The sequence below is a fragment of the Marinobacter nauticus ATCC 49840 genome (assembly GCF_000284615.1).
Classification (GTDB): domain Bacteria; phylum Pseudomonadota; class Gammaproteobacteria; order Pseudomonadales; family Oleiphilaceae; genus Marinobacter; species Marinobacter nauticus.
On sequence record NC_017067.1, the window covers coordinates 387,305 to 403,966 of the forward strand.

16 protein-coding genes and 1 tRNA gene are annotated in these 16,662 nt (G+C 57.3%); 11 read left to right on the plus strand and 6 right to left on the minus strand.

What is annotated here, in order from left to right; translation table 11 throughout:
- Nucleotides 1–10: 10 nt before the first annotated feature.
- The 6 genes from MARHY_RS01700 to MARHY_RS01725 all read right to left on the minus strand — a co-directional run bounded on the left by MARHY_RS01700 (nt 11) and on the right by MARHY_RS01725 (nt 6,425).
- Nucleotides 11–1,018 (minus strand): virulence RhuM family protein/type II toxin-antitoxin system death-on-curing family toxin, encoded by a 1,008-nt coding sequence (locus MARHY_RS01700; RefSeq protein ID WP_014420311.1) that lies wholly within the window; start codon nt 1,016–1,018, stop codon nt 11–13.
- Nucleotides 1,019–1,065: 47 nt separating this feature from the next.
- Nucleotides 1,066–2,253 (minus strand): DUF4268 domain-containing protein, encoded by a 1,188-nt coding sequence (locus MARHY_RS01705; RefSeq protein WP_041654493.1) that lies wholly within the window; start codon nt 2,251–2,253, stop codon nt 1,066–1,068.
- Complete coding sequence (locus MARHY_RS01710) at nt 2,246–3,661, minus strand: restriction endonuclease subunit S (RefSeq protein ID WP_041654494.1); 1,416 nt, start codon at nt 3,659–3,661, stop codon at nt 2,246–2,248. Before MARHY_RS01710 ends, MARHY_RS01705 begins: the two co-directional genes overlap by 8 nt.
- Nucleotides 3,651–5,363 (minus strand): class I SAM-dependent DNA methyltransferase, encoded by a 1,713-nt coding sequence (locus tag MARHY_RS01715; RefSeq protein ID WP_014420314.1) that lies wholly within the window; start codon nt 5,361–5,363, stop codon nt 3,651–3,653. Before MARHY_RS01715 ends, MARHY_RS01710 begins: the two co-directional genes overlap by 11 nt.
- A gap of 349 nt (nt 5,364–5,712) precedes the next feature.
- Nucleotides 5,713–5,789: transfer RNA gene (locus MARHY_RS01720), tRNA-Arg, on the minus strand.
- 90 nt (nt 5,790–5,879) lie between these two features.
- Nucleotides 5,880–6,425, minus strand: a complete 546-nt coding sequence (locus MARHY_RS01725; protein ID WP_014420315.1) for a YaeQ family protein — start codon at nt 6,423–6,425, stop codon at nt 5,880–5,882.
- 78 nt (nt 6,426–6,503) lie between these two features.
- Between MARHY_RS01725 and MARHY_RS01730 the strand changes: the two genes are divergently transcribed.
- From MARHY_RS01730 to bfr, 11 genes are all read left to right on the plus strand, one after another.
- The gene (locus MARHY_RS01730; RefSeq protein ID WP_011783992.1) at nt 6,504–6,869 is read left to right on the plus strand and encodes a CidA/LrgA family protein; all 366 of its coding nucleotides are present in this window, start codon (nt 6,504–6,506) and stop codon (nt 6,867–6,869) included.
- Nucleotides 6,862–7,584: an LrgB family protein gene (locus tag MARHY_RS01735; protein ID WP_014420317.1), complete on the plus strand. Its 723-nt coding sequence runs from the start codon at nt 6,862–6,864 to the stop codon at nt 7,582–7,584. Before MARHY_RS01730 ends, MARHY_RS01735 begins: the two co-directional genes overlap by 8 nt.
- Nucleotides 7,585–7,740: 156 nt before the next feature.
- Nucleotides 7,741–9,303, plus strand: a complete 1,563-nt coding sequence (locus MARHY_RS01740; RefSeq protein WP_011783994.1) for an ABC transporter substrate-binding protein — start codon at nt 7,741–7,743, stop codon at nt 9,301–9,303.
- Between the two features lie 81 nt (nt 9,304–9,384).
- Nucleotides 9,385–10,434 carry an ABC transporter permease gene (locus MARHY_RS01745; RefSeq protein ID WP_011783995.1) on the plus strand — a complete coding sequence of 350 codons (1,050 nt, stop codon included), beginning with the start codon at nt 9,385–9,387 and terminating at the stop codon, nt 10,432–10,434.
- A complete protein-coding gene (locus MARHY_RS01750) occupies nt 10,431–11,363 on the plus strand; it encodes an ABC transporter permease (protein ID WP_011783996.1) in 933 nt (310 codons plus the stop codon). The genes MARHY_RS01745 and MARHY_RS01750 overlap by 4 nt, the downstream gene beginning before the upstream one ends.
- A gap of 4 nt (nt 11,364–11,367) precedes the next feature.
- Nucleotides 11,368–12,366: an ABC transporter ATP-binding protein gene (locus tag MARHY_RS01755; RefSeq protein WP_014420320.1), complete on the plus strand. Its 999-nt coding sequence runs from the start codon at nt 11,368–11,370 to the stop codon at nt 12,364–12,366.
- A complete protein-coding gene (locus MARHY_RS01760) occupies nt 12,363–13,373 on the plus strand; it encodes an ABC transporter ATP-binding protein (RefSeq protein ID WP_014420321.1) in 1,011 nt (336 codons plus the stop codon). The genes MARHY_RS01755 and MARHY_RS01760 overlap by 4 nt, the downstream gene beginning before the upstream one ends.
- A gap of 75 nt (nt 13,374–13,448) precedes the next feature.
- Complete coding sequence (locus MARHY_RS01765) at nt 13,449–14,354, plus strand: LysR family transcriptional regulator (RefSeq protein ID WP_014420322.1); 906 nt, start codon at nt 13,449–13,451, stop codon at nt 14,352–14,354.
- 1 nt (nt 14,355) lies between these two features.
- Nucleotides 14,356–15,645: a Xaa-Pro dipeptidase gene (pepQ, locus tag MARHY_RS01770; protein ID WP_014420323.1), complete on the plus strand. Its 1,290-nt coding sequence runs from the start codon at nt 14,356–14,358 to the stop codon at nt 15,643–15,645.
- Nucleotides 15,646–15,744: 99 nt separating this feature from the next.
- Nucleotides 15,745–15,951, plus strand: coding sequence for a bacterioferritin-associated ferredoxin (locus MARHY_RS01775; RefSeq protein WP_011784001.1), 207 nt, complete (start codon nt 15,745–15,747; stop codon nt 15,949–15,951).
- Nucleotides 15,952–16,067: 116 nt separating this feature from the next.
- Complete coding sequence (gene bfr, locus MARHY_RS01780) at nt 16,068–16,544, plus strand: bacterioferritin (protein WP_014420324.1); 477 nt, start codon at nt 16,068–16,070, stop codon at nt 16,542–16,544.
- Nucleotides 16,545–16,662 lie beyond the last annotated feature (118 nt).

Here is a 16,662-nt window from a genome sequence, read left to right on the forward strand (position 1 = left end):
ACCTCAGTCCTTATTCCCGAGTGGGCTCCTTCAGCAGCAGGAAATGTTCAATCAGCCGGATCATCAGGGTTTTCTGATCCGGCAGGCTTTCCGCCACCAGCAGGGCCAAGGCCACCAGGGTGTTGTCATTAATCAGTTGTTCTACCGGCCGCGCCAGCAAAGCGGCGTTGCGGCGCAGATACCATAAAAACAGAAACGAGCCGCAGCGTTTGTTGCCGTCGGCCAGCGGGTGGTTCTTGATCACGAAGTAGAGCAGGTGAGCGGCACGGGTAGCCACGTTCGGATAAAAGAGCTCATCACCAAATCCCTGCTCGATCGTCGCCAACGCAGACGCCAGGCCGTCACCCCGTAACTGGCCGAACAGCTCGGTAGCCTCGCCCTTGGCCATAAGCGTTTGTTTGAGTTCGCCAATGGCTTTCAGGGCTTCGCCTAACTCCAGCGGCTGCATATCCGGCTGCTTGATGCCCACCTCGGCCAGCTGCTGCTCGTCGTAGCCTTGCAGCAAGCTCCAGGAGCGGGCGTAGTCGCTGATTACCCGGGCGACAGCCTCGCCTTCATTGGATACCAGGCCCTGATTGGTGAGGGTGCGGCTCAGCAGATTAACGGCCTGCTCGAACTCGATGCCGCGTTCTTCCAGGCGGCGTTGGTTGAGGGTGTAGCCCTGTACCAAGAGGTCTTTGAGAACCTGGGTGGCCCATTTACGAAATTGCACGCCACGCTGGGATTTCACCCGGTAGCCGACGGAGATGATCATATCCAGGTTGTAGTGATCAATTTCCCGCTGAACCTGGCGCTTGCCCTCCTGGCGAACTATCCGGAATTTCCGGATAGTTGGTTCTTTCTCCAGTTCTCGCTCCTGGAACACATTGCTCACGTGCTCGTTGACGGTTCGCACGTCTTTGCCAAACAGCTCCGCCATCTGGACTTGGCTGAGCCAGACTGTTTCCTGTTCCAGCGCCACTTCCAGCTGCGCCTGGCCATCGGTTGAGGTGAAGATTCGTACTTGTTGTTCGGTCATGACAGTTCCTTGTCGTTGTCTACAAACCGGGCAGTATAGCCAATGGCTTATGCATCGTGCTCTGTGCCAGGCTCTTTACTGAAATTTGTGGTTTTCAGCTCCTGCCGAACTTTGTCCAGCGGCCCGCTCAGTGCTTTTTCAAGCCGGGTCATGTGCCCCACCAACCACTCGATCATCTCGGGCCAGTTGGCCTTGTTGTAGCCATCTACAGACTTTTCATACTGGATACGGCACGCAATTTTGTCTGGTAGGGGCAGCCAGACCAGTTCGTTACCAAATGCAGTTTCAATCTGTGATTTCATGGTTTGCAGTCGGTCAAATACAAAGCGATTCGCCTCGGCGCGGCTGCTTTGCATACTTAATCCAACACGCACTTCATTTTTGCCAAAGATTAGCTGGTAACCCATGCCGCTGATCCCAGAACCAGCGTTCAACCAGTGATCTTTAGCGGGACTGATGTTGTTGAACAAAGAGCAGTTACTACGGCCAAAGGCCTCCAGGGTTTGCTCCCAGAATGCCAGACGTAGCGTATGCCGGCTCTTCTGCTCATTGCTTGCGCTCTTTTCCTCGGCCTCCTTGGCCATCATGCCAATCATAAAGTCCGAGGCTTCCGGGGTGGGGATGATCTGCTCCACGTTCAGGAACAGTTCGGCACCGGCCTGGTAGGGCGTGACCTTGAAGCACTGGCAGTTGACGCCAAACTGGCTCAGCCAGAGCACGGTGTTGGTGACCTCCTTGCGGTAATGGGCGGCCACCAGAATCAGGCGTTGGCTTTTCAGAGTGTTGAGCTGTACGGATTGCAGGTCGTCTGCCTGCAGGAACTCCAGCAACACGCTCTCCGCATCAGCTGGCGCGATGCCTTCGTTCTGGGCTTTCTGGTTCAGGTAGCGCTGGAAGATCTCCACCACCTGCTGTTTCTTCAGATTGGCACAGTAGCTGGCGTACTTGAGTGCCTGCCACACCACATCCCGGCCGCTGTCATCGAGCTTGTTCTCAATGATGACCAGATTGCCGTCTTTGTCGATGGCCAGCAGGTCCAGCCGCTCGCGGGTGTCGTCGAAGCCGTCGAACTCCTTCTGGATGATCAGTAATTCCTCGCCATCTCCCTGGGTCAGCGCCTGCGGGTAGTTTTCCAGCCATTCCTGCAGGTGCTTGCGCTCGGTGAAGCCCAGATCGCTGAAACGTTTCACTTGCAGTGGGTTGATACGGTTGGCGCTGGGGTCGATTTTAAACATTGGCTGGTTCCGCATCTTCTGCCAGCTGATCCTCTACGTCGGATACGGAGAGTTCGCCGGATAGGAGTTTTGGTAGGACAGCATCGCGGATTGCCGACAATGACTTTGATTCATTGCCGTGGCTCTTTGCCAGCTTTAAATATGGGGTGCTTATACGATCAAAAGCTTCGGCAAGAGCGTGTGGATAGACTATCCAGGGAAGCTCGGCCAAGGCCTTAGCATTGGCACGCTGCCGACCGCTCGTGCCAGTCATTGATTGGATGGCATGTTGACGAAAGCTTTCATCGCGGGCGATGAAGTAGGAAATTGATTCGGGGTACGGCTCTTGAGACCTCATCACGATGTACTCTGTTGAGCCCCAGCCGACTTGGTCGCTATCCAAGAAATCAACGTAGGCTGTTTTTCCGTTTTCAAGGCACGGCGTAATTCTCGCCAGCAGAGTGTCTCCGTTAACGAACTTGGTGCCACTGTTCATTTGCCGCAGAACAACGTCATCAGCTAAATGGCCAGAGGTGGGGACGTTCTTCATGTCGAGGTAAGGCGCGAGGGTGCCTTTTTTGAGCGACCTGCGTGGGTTGAATTGAATTAGCTCAGAAAGGTGATCAACACCCCACCCCTCCGGAATCTCCCCCAACTCACTATCCTGCATAGCCGACGGAAACAGCTCGGCGGTGGCGCGGAGTTCGGCGTATTGCTCGGGCTGTTCGGCCTGGAGGCGGGTTAGCTCGGCTTCGTCTTTGCCGGAAATGGCCTGCATGGCGGCGAGCAGGGCGTATTCCTCGCTGCCGCCGGCTTCCAGTGCGGCGATCTTGGCTTTGACTGGCTCGAAATCGACAAACCAGCTTTTGAAGATGGCCTGGGCCATCTGTTCGAGGGTTTGGTTGATTTGATGGTTGAGCTCGACTTTCCTGTCGAGCCCGTAAACTTTTTCAACAATTGATTTTTGAACCGATAGGGGCGGAACATCAACTTCTATTCCAACCATGTCTGCACGCTTAATGCTTGCTTGAACAGTGGTTATCAGGCGCGACTTAATATCATGCTGAAACTTGCTGCCCCGCATGTAATAAAACATATACCAAGGGTCAAGGATCTCTTTCTTAAAGCGTATTCCGAGAACGTTCTGCGCAATTGCGACTGTTCTATTTTCAGGAGTCATGATTACCCTAGCCGTGGTTCCGACAGTCGAAAATAGAATGTCTTGGGGTTCGAGATACGCTCGAAACCAAGAATCGTAAGTTGCTTGGTCTACATATTTGGTACCCTCAGTTATTGGGTAAATACCATTGGCAGGCAGATGTTTGACCTCTAACAAGGGAATACCGTCACTGGCAATAGGTGGGGTCTTACCACGATTGTCGATCCATTTCTCAATCAGATCGCCTAGGGTATAGGTTTTATATGACATAACCCAATCCCCCAATATTCCGCTTAATCTCACCCTCCAGCCGATCACTCTCCGCAAACTGTTCCCGCAGCTGTCCGGTCAACCGCGCCATCTTCTCGGCAAACGGCTCGCCGTCGTCTTCCTGCTCCTGAGCCCCCACATAACGCCCCGGCGTCAGTACAAAGTCGTGCTTCTTGATTTCATCCAGGCTGGCGGATTTACAGAAACCTGCGATGTCTTCGTAGCCTTTGCCTTTTTGCCAAGCGTGGAAGGTGTCAGTGATTTTGGCGATGTCGTCGTTGGTGAAATCCCGCAGCACCCGGTCGCGCATAAAGCCCAGGTTACGGGCGTCGATAAACAGGAACTCTTCCCGGCGGTCTCGCTTTTTCTCGTTGCGCACCATGCCGTTGGCTTTGTCCCGGGTCAGGAACCAGATACAGGCCGGGATCTGGGTGTTGGTGAACAGCTGGCCGGGCAGGGCAACCATGCATTCCACCAGGTCTTCTTCCACCAGGCGCTTGCGGATTTCGCCTTCGTTGTTGGTGTTGGAGCTCATGGAGCCGTTGGCCAGCAACAGGGCCATGCTGCCAGTGGGCGCCAGGTGGTGGAGCATGTGCTGCATCCAGCCGAAGTTGGCGTTGCCTTTGGGTGGGGTGCCGTACTTCCAGCGCACGTCGTCGGCCAGGGATTCACTCCACCAGTCTTTGATGTTGAACGGCGGGTTGGCCATTACGAAGTCGGCGCGTAAGTCCGGGTGCTGGTCGTCCAGGAAGGTGTCGGCGTTTTTCTTGCCGAAGTTGAAGTCGATGCCCCGGATGGCCATGTTCATGGCGGCCAGCTTCCAGGTGGTGGGGTTGGACTCCTGGCCGTACACGGAGATGTGCTTCTTTTGTTCTGAGGCGTCGTAGTGCTGCTCGCTGGCGTGTTCTTCGATGAACTTGTCGCTGGAGACAAAGAAGCCGCCGGAGCCCATGGCCGGGTCGTATACGCGGCCGGAGTAGGGCTGCAGCATTTCGACAATTAGGGTGACGATGCTCTTGGGGGTGTAATACTGGCCGCCCTGCTTGCCTTCGGCCAGGGCGAACTGGCCTAGGAAGTACTCGTACACATGGCCGAGGATGTCTTTGCTGTGCAGGCTCAGCTTCTCGCCCTCGAACACCGGCTTGGTGAAGGAGGTGTCGGAGAAGGTGTTGATCAGGCCCAGCAGCTTGTCGTTGTCCAGCTGGTACTGGCTGATGCGGTTGAGGATGCCCTTGAGCTTGGCGTTGCTCTTCTCGATCTCTTCCAGGGCGTTGTCGATCAGCCAGGACACGGAGCGCAGCTTAACGTCGTTACCGGCGTCGTCCTGCCAGAGTACGGTGCCCACGGGCAGCACGGCTTTTTCTTTCAGGGTGCTCCAGCGGGCCGGTTTGGGTACCCAGAACACGTTGGCTTCGCGGTAGTAATCCAGTATTTCCAGCTCTTCGAGCAGGGCTTGCTGGTAGTCCTCGTCGCCGTCGTAGTCTTCCGGCGGCAGGTAGTATATGTCGTCGTTCTCATCCTTGAACCGCTCCAGCAATTCTTCCTGGCGCTCCTCGAAGGCATCGGAGACGTATTTCAGGAAGATCAGGCCAAGCACCACGTGCTTGTAGTTGGCGGCATCCAGGTTGGCGCGGAGCTTGTCGGCGGCTTTCCAGAGTTTGTCGTCCAGGGCTTTGAGGAATTGCTGTTCCGTGTTGTTCATTGCTTGGTTGTTCCCTATGAGAAGTTACTGCTATCTCTCTGATAAAGCGTAAAGGCACGGAGCGACAGGCTGTGTCGGTTCGTGCCTTTGATTGTTCCGGGGAGTGACGGGCAATACCGGGGTGTATTGCTTGCTAACCACTCGATATAGGGTTTGTTTTACGTAAGTTGGTGGGGTTAGGCAAGGCTTCGGGAAGCTGTGCCCAAACCCGCTATGTGGGGAAGCAGGGTAAAGGTCGTAATGGTAGGAAGCTATTTTTTTGCCTTGAAATCCAAGGCACACTCAGGGCACCATTTGGGCACAGACCAAAAAAAAGGACCTGCGCTTTCACGCAAGTCCTTGATATTCATGGCGCGCCCGATAGGATTCGAACCTATGACCTTTGCCTCCGGAGGGCAACGCTCTATCCAGCTGAGCTACGGGCGCATTCGAAATAACGAGTGCTCGTCAATTTCGAGTGCGCAATCTTACGTGTGCCGGCGGCTTCTGTCCAGCCCCGGCCATTAACCGTTTCGTTCAGATTCGAGGTAGCCGCTGGTCTGGCGTCAGGTTGACCAGGTTTTGCTCGTTGCTGATGGTCACTTCGCCATCCTGAATGCTTACCTGCAAGTTCATGGACCGTTCCGCCAGGGCCGCCAGCGCGGCAGTTTCCTCTGCCGGAAGGTCGACAATAGTAAGGTTGCTAAATCGTTCCAGCTTGTTATGGTGCTTGTCCCACCACACCGGCACCGCACGCCCGCCGTAGGTATAGAGAATGACCTGGTTGGCCTTGTTGCAGGCTTTGCGCAGGCGGTCTTCCTCGGGCAGGCCCAGTTCCACCCAGAGTTCAATGTCTCCGGTCAGGGATTTTTGCCAGAGTTCCGGCTCGTCGTCTGTGCTCAGGCCTTTGGTAAATTCCAGGTTATCGTCGGCGTTGAGGGCGAAGGCCAGCAGCCGGATCATCATCCGCTCGTCAGTTTCAGAGGGATGGCGGGCAACGGTCAGATGGTGGTCGGCGTAGTAGTGCCGGTCCATATCGGCGATATGGAGGGTGGCTTTGAAGATGGTGGCTTTCAGTGCCATTGAATGAATAGTCCTGTGGTCTTTGGGCGGATCAGGGCGTTAGTGTAGAGCATATTGAGCGTGGCGGGGCATAGCAGCATGGTGTTGTTGCGGGGTTTTCTGGTTCTGGTGGTGTTTTTTCTGCTGGGTGAGGCACTGCGGGTGCTGGTCGGCCTGCCCATCAGCGGTGGCGTGCTGGGGATGGTCATGGTCACGGCCACTCTGATGTTGCGGGGGCGGGTCAGTGATCAGTTGGCTGAAGCCAGTCGCGGGCTGATCTCGGTGCTGGTGCTGCTGATTTCACCGGGTGTTGTCGGGGTGTTCTTTATTGCCGATCGCTTTGCGGGCCACTGGTTTTCCGTTGCAGTGGCTTTGGTTGCGGGTACCTTGCTGAGTTCCGTGACCACGCTGTGGCTGATGAAGAAAACAGCGGGAGATCGCACCCGGGGGCACAGTCATGACTGAGTTCAACGGACGAATGCAGGAATTGCTGTTGGTCTGGACCACAGGCCCGATGCTTTCCATTGCCCTGACGCTGGCGGCGTTTATGGCGGCAAACTGGTTGTTCGCGAAGGTGGGACGCCCCCTGTGGATGCCGCCGGTATTGATGGCGGCGGTGATTCTGGCGGCGGCGGTGGCGGCCAGTGGTATTGGCTATGAAACCTATCAGCAGGGGGCGCGCTGGTTAACGGTATTGTTGGGGCCGGCGACGGTGGCCCTGGGTGTGCCTTTGTATCAGCAGATGCACCATATTCGCGCGCTCTGGCGGCCAATTCTGTGCACCTTGCCACTGGCGGCCAGTCTGGCAGCTGTCTATGCGGTGGGTATTGCCTGGCTGATGGACGCTCCGCTTTCCATACTGGCGTCGCTGGCGCCGAAGTCGGTTACCGCGCCCATTGCCATGGGTATTGCGGAACAGCTGGGTGGCTCGGTTGCACTCACCCTCGGCGGTCTGCTGATTACCGGCGTACTGGCCTCGGTATTTGTGGACTGGGGTGCCAAATGGATGAAGATTTCCGATGACCGGATGGTGGGTTTTGCCCTGGGGCTTAATGGTCATGCCATTGGCACTGCCCGGGCGTTTGAGATCAGCCCCACGGCGGGCGCTTTTGCCTCCCTGGGGATGGGATTGACGGGTGTGTTTACGGCGCTGTTTTTGCCCTTTGTCTTTCCGTTCTGAGGCTGCTGCTTTTTGGGTCATTCACCATACGAATAGGTCCATGTTGCAATTTCGATTGCCGTAAGGGTTTTCCGAGACTAGCTTGTTTGCCAGGCAATCGGTGCCGTCCTGCACCGATGTTCCGTGAAAATTCCTAAAACAGCGACGGAAAACGCGATGAAAAAAATACTGGCAGCTTTTGTTGGCTCCATGGCCCTGGCGTCTGCGCCTCTGGCCCTGGCAGCCGATGCGACCAAAGAACTGAAAATGGCGTACGACGCCGATCCAGTTACCCTCGATATTCATGAGCAGTTGTCTGGCGGCATTCTGCAGTTGTCTCACATGACCTTTGATCCGCTGTTGCGCTGGACCAAAGATCTGGGTTTCGAGCCGCGCCTGGCAGAAAGCTGGGAGCGTGTGGACGACAAAACCATGCGCTTCAAGCTGCGCGAGGGTGTGAAGTTCCATTCCGGTAACGAGCTGACCACGGCCGATGTGAAGTTCACCTTTGAACGACTGAAGGAAAGCCAGGACTTCAAGGCGATTTTCAAACCCTTCAGCGCCATCAATGTGATCGACGATTACACCTTCGAGCTGGTCACCAGCGAGCCTTACCCTCTGCTGCTGAACACCGCCACCTACATTTTCCCGCTGGACAGTGAGTTCTATTCCGGCCAGACCGAAGATGGCAAAGACAAGGACGCCATCCTCAAGCACGGCAACTCCTTTGCTTCCGAGAACCTGTCCGGCACCGGTCCTTACACGGTAACCGAGCGTAAACAGGGCGTGCGTGTCGAGTTCGAGCGTTTCGATGATTACTGGGATACTGAGTCGCCGGGCAACGTGGGCAAGATCGTGCTGACTCCGATCAAGGAAAACGCTACCCGGGTATCCGCTCTGCTCTCCGGTGGTGTCGATTTCATCGCTCCGGTTCCGCCCAATGATCTGGACCGCATCAAGCGCGACCGCAACAGCGAACTGGTGACCATGAGCGGCACCCGTATCATCCTGTTCCATATGAATCAGGAGCGGGTTGAAGCCTTCAAGAATCCGAAAGTTCGCCAGGCGATCGCCTACGCCATCAACCAGGAAGGCATTGCTGCCAAGATCATGAAAGGCTTTGCCACGCCAGCAGCACAGATGTCGCCAGCGGGTTACCAGGGCCATAACGAAAACCTGAAGCCTCGCTTCGATGTTGAGAAAGCCAAGCAGCTGATGAAAGAAGCCGGCTATGAGGACGGCTTTACCATCACCATGATGGCCCCCAACAACCGCTACGTGAACGACGACAAGATCGCACAGGCAGCGGCGGCCATGCTGGCGCGCATCAACATCAAGGTGGATCTGAAAACCCTGCCGAAAGCCCAGTACTGGCCGGAGTATGACAACCGTGCCGCCGATATGATGCTGATTGGCTGGCACGCAGACACCGAGGATTCGGCCAACTTCTACGAATTCCTCACCTTCTGCCCGGATGCTGACAGCGGTGATGGCCAGTACAACGCCGGCAACTACTGCAACCCGGAAATCGATGCCCTGGTGGAAAAAGCCAACGTGGAGACCGACCTGGACAAGCGTGCGGCCATGCTGCAGGAAGTGGAACAGCGTCTGTACGACGACGCAGCCTTCGTACCGCTGCACTGGCAGGACCTGGCCTGGGCCTCTCGCAAGGGCGTGAACATCGAGCCGGTGCTCAATGTCATGAACTTCCCCTACCTGGGCGATCTGGTTATCGAATAAGGGGAGCGTGCTCCCTGAGACCCAACCTCTCTCCCGGTGCGGGAGAGAGGCTTTCACGTATTCATCAACGGTAAATCCTTCATGCTAGCGTTTTTGGTTCAGCGGATATCCCAGGCGCTGCTGGTCATGTTTGTGATCAGCATCATCGCCTTTGCCATTCAGGATGGCCTAGGGGACCCGCTTCAGGAAATGGTGGGCATGTCCGTCTCTGCCGAAGAGCGGGAAGCCATTCGCGAGGAGCTGGGGCTGAACGACCCCTTCCTGGTCCAGTACCTGCGGTTTGCGGGTAATGCCATACAGGGCGACCTGGGCAATTCCTATTTTTACAGCAAGCCGGCGCTGGAAGTGATTGCCGAACATCTGCCAGCGACCCTGGAGCTGGTGATCGGCGCGAGCCTGATCATCATCTTCCTGTCGGTACCCATTGGCGTGTATGCCGCCATCCGACCCCAGGCCTGGCTGTCCAAATTCTTCATGGGCGTGAGTACGGTCGGTATTTCCATACCGGTGTTTCTCACGGCCATTGTACTGATTCAGTTGTTCTCCATTGGTGTGACGGTCAACTGGTTTCCGGCCGATACCGGTTGGGGCCAGTGGCTCAACGATTTCTTTACCACCGAAGGTGGGCTGCCGTCCTATGGCCGTGGTGATGACCTGGTGCACCTGTTCGGCACCTGGGAATCCGGCCTGTTTACCAGCGAAGGCCTGGCCCATCTGGTGCTGCCCTGCGTGTCGCTGGCGTCCATTATGCTGCCTCTGTTTATCCGCCTGATCCGGGCGGAGATGATGGAAGTTCTGCAAAGCGATTACATTCGCTATGCCCGGGCCAAGGGTTTGAGCGCGGGCCGTATCAATTTCCTGCATGCCCTGAAGAACACCATGCTGCCGGTGATTACCGTGGGCGGCGTACAGATCGGCATCATGGTGGCCTACACCATCCTGACCGAGACGGTGTTTCAGTGGCCGGGTCTGGGCCTGATGTTCCTGGAGGCCATCACCCGCAGCGATATTCCCCTGATTGTGGCTTACCTGATGGTAGTGGGCCTGATCTTTGTGGTGACCAACACACTGGTGGACCTGATCTACGGACTGGTCAATCCCACCGTCAAACTGACAGGTAAGAAAGCATGACAACGGCAACGGTTTCCCGCTGGGACCGCTTCCGCGAGTCCTTTTTCTGGTACAGCTTCAAACGCGACAAGGTAGCGATTGCGAGCTTTCTGGTGCTGCTGGCCATGGTGCTGGCGGCGGTGTTTGCGCCTTGGCTGGCGCCCGCCGATCCCTATGATCTGGCGCAGATCAACATCATGAACTCCGAGCTTCCACCGGTGGGCCTGGACGGCGCTGATCCCGCGTTCCCGCTGGGCACGGATGCCCAGGGCCGGGATCTGCTCTCCACCATACTTTACGGCACCCGGGTGTCGCTGATGATTGGCTTTGGTGCCGTGGTGTTGCAGGCGGCGCTGGGTATCCTGTTTGGCCTGCTGGCCGGCTATCTGGGCGGTAAGGTCGATGCCATCCTGATGCGCATTGCCGACGTGCAGCTGTCGTTCTCTACCCTGATGGTGGCGATCATTGTCGGCGCGGTGTTCAAGGCCAGTTTTGGCAACCTGATGTTCGGTGAGATTGCCATCTACATGCTGATCTTCATCATCGGCGTGGCGGAATGGCCGCAGATTGCCCGTACCGTGCGGGCCTCGGTGCTGGCGGAGAAGAAAAAGGAGTATGTGGACGCGGCCAAGGTCATGGGATTTGGTACGCCGCGCATCATGTTCCGGCACATACTGCCCAATACCCTGTCGCCTATTTTTGTGATTGCCACGGTACAGATTGCCAATGCCATTATCTCCGAAGCGGCACTGTCGTTCCTCGGCCTTGGCATGCCGGAAACCCAGCCGTCACTGGGTTCGTTGATCAAATCCGGTTTTGACTACATCCAGAGCGGTTCCTGGTGGATCACCCTGATCCCCGGCCTGGTGCTGGTGGTGCTCGTGCTGGTCATCAATCTGTTGGGTGACTGGTTGCGGGATGTGATGAACCCACGGCTGTACAAGGGGTAACACCATGGCACTGTTGGAAGTGAAAAACCTGGATGTACGTTTCGCGGTGCGCGGTGGCGATCTGACCGCCCTGCGTCGTATCAGTTTCAGCCTGGACAAGGGCGAGCGGCTGGGCCTGGTGGGTGAATCCGGTGCCGGCAAATCAGTGGCGGCCTTCTCTATCCTGAACCTGATTGCCAAGCCCGGTTATATCGCCGGTGGCCAGATTCTGTTTGAAGGCAAAGATCTGGCCGCCATGAGCGAGCGGGAGCTGCGCAAAATCCGTGGCAACCGCATCGCCATGATTTTCCAGGATCCGATGATGACCCTGAACCCGGTGCTCACCATCGGCACCCAGATGGTGGAGGCGATCCTGGCACACCGGAAGATCAGCAAGAAAGAGGCGAGGGCCATTGCCCTCGATCGCCTGCAGAAAGTGCAGATTCCCTCGCCGGAAAAGCGGCTGGACCAGTATCCCCATGAATTGTCAGGGGGCATGCGCCAGCGGGTGATCATTGCCATCGCCCTGCTGTTGGACCCGGAAATCATTATTGCCGATGAACCCACGACCGCCCTGGATGTGACCATCCAGGCCGAGATCATGGACCTGCTGCTGAACCTGTGTGAGCAGGAAAACGTGGCGCTGATGCTGATCACCCACGATCTCGGGGTGGTCTCGCAGGTGACCCAGCGCATGCTGGTCATGTACTCCGGCCGGATCATCGAACAGGGCCCGACCCGGGAAATCATCAATGATGCCCAGCATCCCTACACCCAGGGGCTGATCAACGCGCTGCCCCAGATGGGTGAACCGGGTGCGCGGCTGTTCCAGATACCTGGCTCCATGCCATCCCTGAAGAATGTGCCTTCGGGTTGTCCGTTCCATCCCCGCTGCAACTTCGTCACCGACCAGTGCAAGCGCGCCATGCCGGAATATGTGCGTTCCGGCAACGTTGACGTCGCCTGTTACGAAGTTGCCAACCTGATTGAGCAGGAGAAACGCATGCAGGAGGCCGAATCATGACCTCCCCTCTGGTAAGTATCCGCGGTCTGGAAAAACGTTTTGATCTGTCCGGCAGCTTCCTTGAGCAGCTCCGGTTTGAAGGTGGGCGTTTGCGCCGCAAACAGGAAGCGGTGCACGCCATCAACGGTGTGAACCTGGAGGTGCAGAAGGGCGAGGCCCTGTGTGTGGTCGGTGAGTCCGGTTGTGGCAAATCCACCGTCGCCCGCACCGTGATGGGGTTGCTCTCGCCGAGCGCTGGAGAGATCCACTATGGCGGCCAGCGGATTGATAATCTGGAAGGTAAGGCTGCGCTGCCCTACCGCCGCAAGATGCAGATGATCTTCCAGAATCCCTATGCCTCCCTGAACCCGCGAATGACGATTCAGCAGACCCTGGAAGAGCCGATCCGGTTCCACCATCCGGACTGGTCCCCGGTTCAGGTGCGGGACAAGATTCACGAAGTGATGCATTCGGTGGGTATCGACCCGGACTGGGGCAGTCGCTTTGGCCACGAGTTTTCCGGTGGTCAGCGCCAGCGGATTGCCATTGCCCGCGCCCTGGCGGTGGACCCGGAATTTATCGTTGCCGATGAGCCCATCTCGGCCCTGGATGTGTCTATCCAGGCCCAGGTGCTGAATCTGTTGATGGATGCCCAGGAAAGCCGTGGTCTGACCTACCTGTTCATTACCCACGATCTCGCGGTGGTAGAACACTTCGGTACCCGGGTGGCCGTCATGTACCTGGGCCGGGTGTGTGAGCTGGCAGACACCAAAACCCTGTTCGCCATGCCCCGGCATCCCTATACCCAGGCGTTGCTGTCGGCCATCCCGAAACTCGAGGATGACCGGCCCAATCACATTCGCCTTCAGGGCGAGGTGCCCACGCCGGTGAATCTGCCCTCGGGGTGCGTGTTCCACGGCCGCTGCCCCTATGCCAATGAGCGTTGCCGGCAGGAAGTTCCACAGCTGATCGCCACCGACGGCGGGGCGCAGGTGGCCTGTCACGCCGTTGAGGAAGGGCGTTTGTAACGGCCGGGCGCGCATAGGCTATCATGCCTGCAGCAACGTACCGGTTGTGATCATTGCCAAACCTCAGGGGTTCCCATGGAAATACGCTGGCTGGAAGACTTTCTGGCGCTTGCCCGCACGCGCCACTTCTCACGGGCTGCCGAACAGCAGCACGTGAGCCAGCCTACGTTCAGCCGGCGCATCAAGCTGCTGGAGGAATCCATGGGCACCACCCTGATCAATCGCCAGACTCTGCCATTGTCCCTGACCCCGGCCGGAGAAGTGTTTCAGGAACTGTGTGAACGCATCACCCGGGAGGTCCGGGACACCCGGGACCGGATAGCCGCTCTGGATGCGGAAGCGTCTGCCCGCATCAGCGTTGGTTCTACTCAGGGGCTGTTTTCACATTTCTATCAGGGTTGGGCGACGGAGATGGGCATTGCCGAGCGCCTTCAGCTGAACCTGACCGCCACCAACTGGGTGGGGGAGCAGTTTCTGGATGCCCTGGAAAGCGGCGAATGTGACCTGGTGTTGTGTTACTGGCACCCGGATTTGCCCTGGGGAGATCGCCTGGCCAGTGACAAGTTTCAGTGGCAGACGATTGGCAGGGAAGCACTGGTGCCGGTCAGTATAGCCAATGAGCAGGGCGAGCCCCGTTACCGGTTGCCAGGCACTGATGAACAGCCTGTGCCCCTGATTGCCTACCACAGCCGTGGTTTTTTGCAGTCTGCTATCGACGGGCATCTGCAACGCGGCAAGCTGCCGGCGAATCTTTTGCCACTGAACGAGAATACCCAGTCCGCGAGTATCAAAGCCCTGGTGAAACAGGGCTTCGGCATGGGCTGGCTGCCCAAGCGGATGACGGAAAAAAGCGAACAGTTTGGGCGCCTGGTACGGGCTGGCGATGAGCGCTGGGACGTGCCGCTGGAAATACGTTTGATCCGCCTGAGTGACGCCCGCTCAGACGACATACTGAATCTCTGGAAACAACTGGAAACCTGATATGCCAAATCAAGATATCCTCGACCTGCAGACTGCCCACATCCGTGAGCTGCAGAACCGGTACGAACGGGCCATGGCTGACCACGGTTATGACAGCCTGCTGATTGCCTCGGGCGCGGCGCCCTACCGGTATCGGGATGATCAGGCCTATGTATTCCAGGGCTTCGGCCCGTTTCTGCACTGGACCGGGCTGGCTGGCCAGGAGCACAGCTGGCTGTTGGTTCGGCCCGGCCAGAAACCGGTGCTCTGGCTATACCAGCCGGTGGACTTCTGGCACGCCAACCCGGTGATGGCTGAAGAGCCCTGGCTGGAGGTTGTAGACGTGCGCAGCCGGCAGCAGGCTGGCGCCCCGGAGCTAGATAGCCCGGGGAGGCTGGCGATAATCGGTGATCCGCTGGTGCTGGAAGGCGTGCCGGGAGATCATAACCCGGCGGCACTGGTGGCAGCCGTGGAAGAAACCCGCGTGCACAAAACTCCGTACGAAATTGAATGCCTGGCACACGCTAACCGGATTGCCCTGGCCGGTCACAGGGCGGCCAGAGAGGCGTTTCTGGCCGGCGACAGCGAATTCGGTATCAGTCTCGCCTACCAGCAGGCCACCGGCCAGCGGGAAGTGGAGGCACCCTATCACAGCATCATCGGTTTGAACGAACATGCCGGCACACTGCACTACCAGTACTACGACCTGCAGCCACCCCGCCGGCCCCGCAGTCTGCTGATTGATGCCGGGGTGCGCTACCGTGGCTACTGTTCAGATATAACCCGCACCACCGCCGGGCCGGATGAGCCGAGATTCACCGCGCTGGTTCACGGGCTGGAGAAACTGCAGCTGCGGCTGTGCGAGATGGTGTCGCCCGGCGTGGACTACGTGGACATTCACCGCAAGGCTCACCTGGGCATTGCGGCCCTGCTATCAGCTTCGGGGCTGGTGTCCGGTTTAGCGGATGAAGCCATGGTGGAGCAGGGCATTACCCGGGCGTTCTTTCCCCATGGTATCGGGCATTTTCTGGGCATTCAGGTGCACGATGTCGCCGGCAAACCGACGCCGTCCCCGGAAGATGCGCCGTTCCTGCGCCTGACCCGCACCCTGGAAGCCGGCATGGTGGTCACCATTGAGCCGGGGCTCTATTTTATTCCATCGCTGCTGGAGCCTTTGCTGAACGGGCCTGAAGCCCAGTATCTGAACCGGGCGCTGATTGATGAACTGAAGAGCTGTGGTGGAATCCGGATTGAAGATAATGTGGTGGTCACAGCGGCCGGGGCCCGGAACTTAACGCGAGAATGCGAATAGTCACTTTTTACTACAAAAACTGACTGCAAAAGGGTTGCAATCCTGTTTGTTAATAACAATAATTATCACTAACTTTAGTGCTGTTAGTGAGAGCGCCCTATGTACGTTTGCCTGTGTTACGGGGTAACAGACAGAGAAATCCGCGAAGCCGCTGAAAGCGGTGTCAGTTCCATGCGCCAGCTCGGCAAGGAACTTGGCGTCGGCCGTCAGTGTGGTCGTTGCGCCTGCACTGCCCGGGAAATTCTGAAAGAGTCCCGGTCACCGGATTATATGGCGCTCGCCAACATGCTGGCGCAACCCGCCTGACCAGGCGGGCCTGTCCACATATTGCAATTGCACCTCTTTCACATCCGTGATTTTTTATTGCCGTTAAACCGACTATCCTTGTGAATTAACGCTTTCGCGACACAAGGAATCCGGTTATGAAAGGCGACAAAAAAGTCATCCAGCATCTGAACAAGGTCCTCGCCAACGAGCTGACGGCCATTAACCAGTACTTCCTGCATTCGAGAATGTACAAAGACTGGGGTATCACCAAGCTCGCGGCGAAAGAATACGAAGAATCCATCGATGAAATGAAACACGCCGATCAACTGATCGAGCGGATTCTCTTCCTTGAGGGCCTGCCAAATCTGCAGGATCTGAACAAATTGCTGATTGGCGAGAATGTTCAGGAAATGATCGAGTGCGATCTCAAGCTCGAGCACACCGCGCACACAGACCTGAAAGAAGCCATCATCTACTGCGAGCAGGTTCAGGACTTTACCAGCCGTGAACTGTTCCGGAGCATCCTCGACAGCGAGGAAGAACACATCGACTGGCTCGAAACCCAGCTGGAAATGATTTCCCAGATGGGCATCCAGAACTATATCCAGCTGCAGTCCGCGGCTGCTGAGTAAACTCCCCGGCTTTCCGGCCACCGGCGCACTCTGCGGGCCGGTGGCACGCTCTCTCCACTCTGTTCCCCCTGCCTTTTTCCGGGCGCTTCCCCGATTGCCTGTCGAAACAGGTAGAATA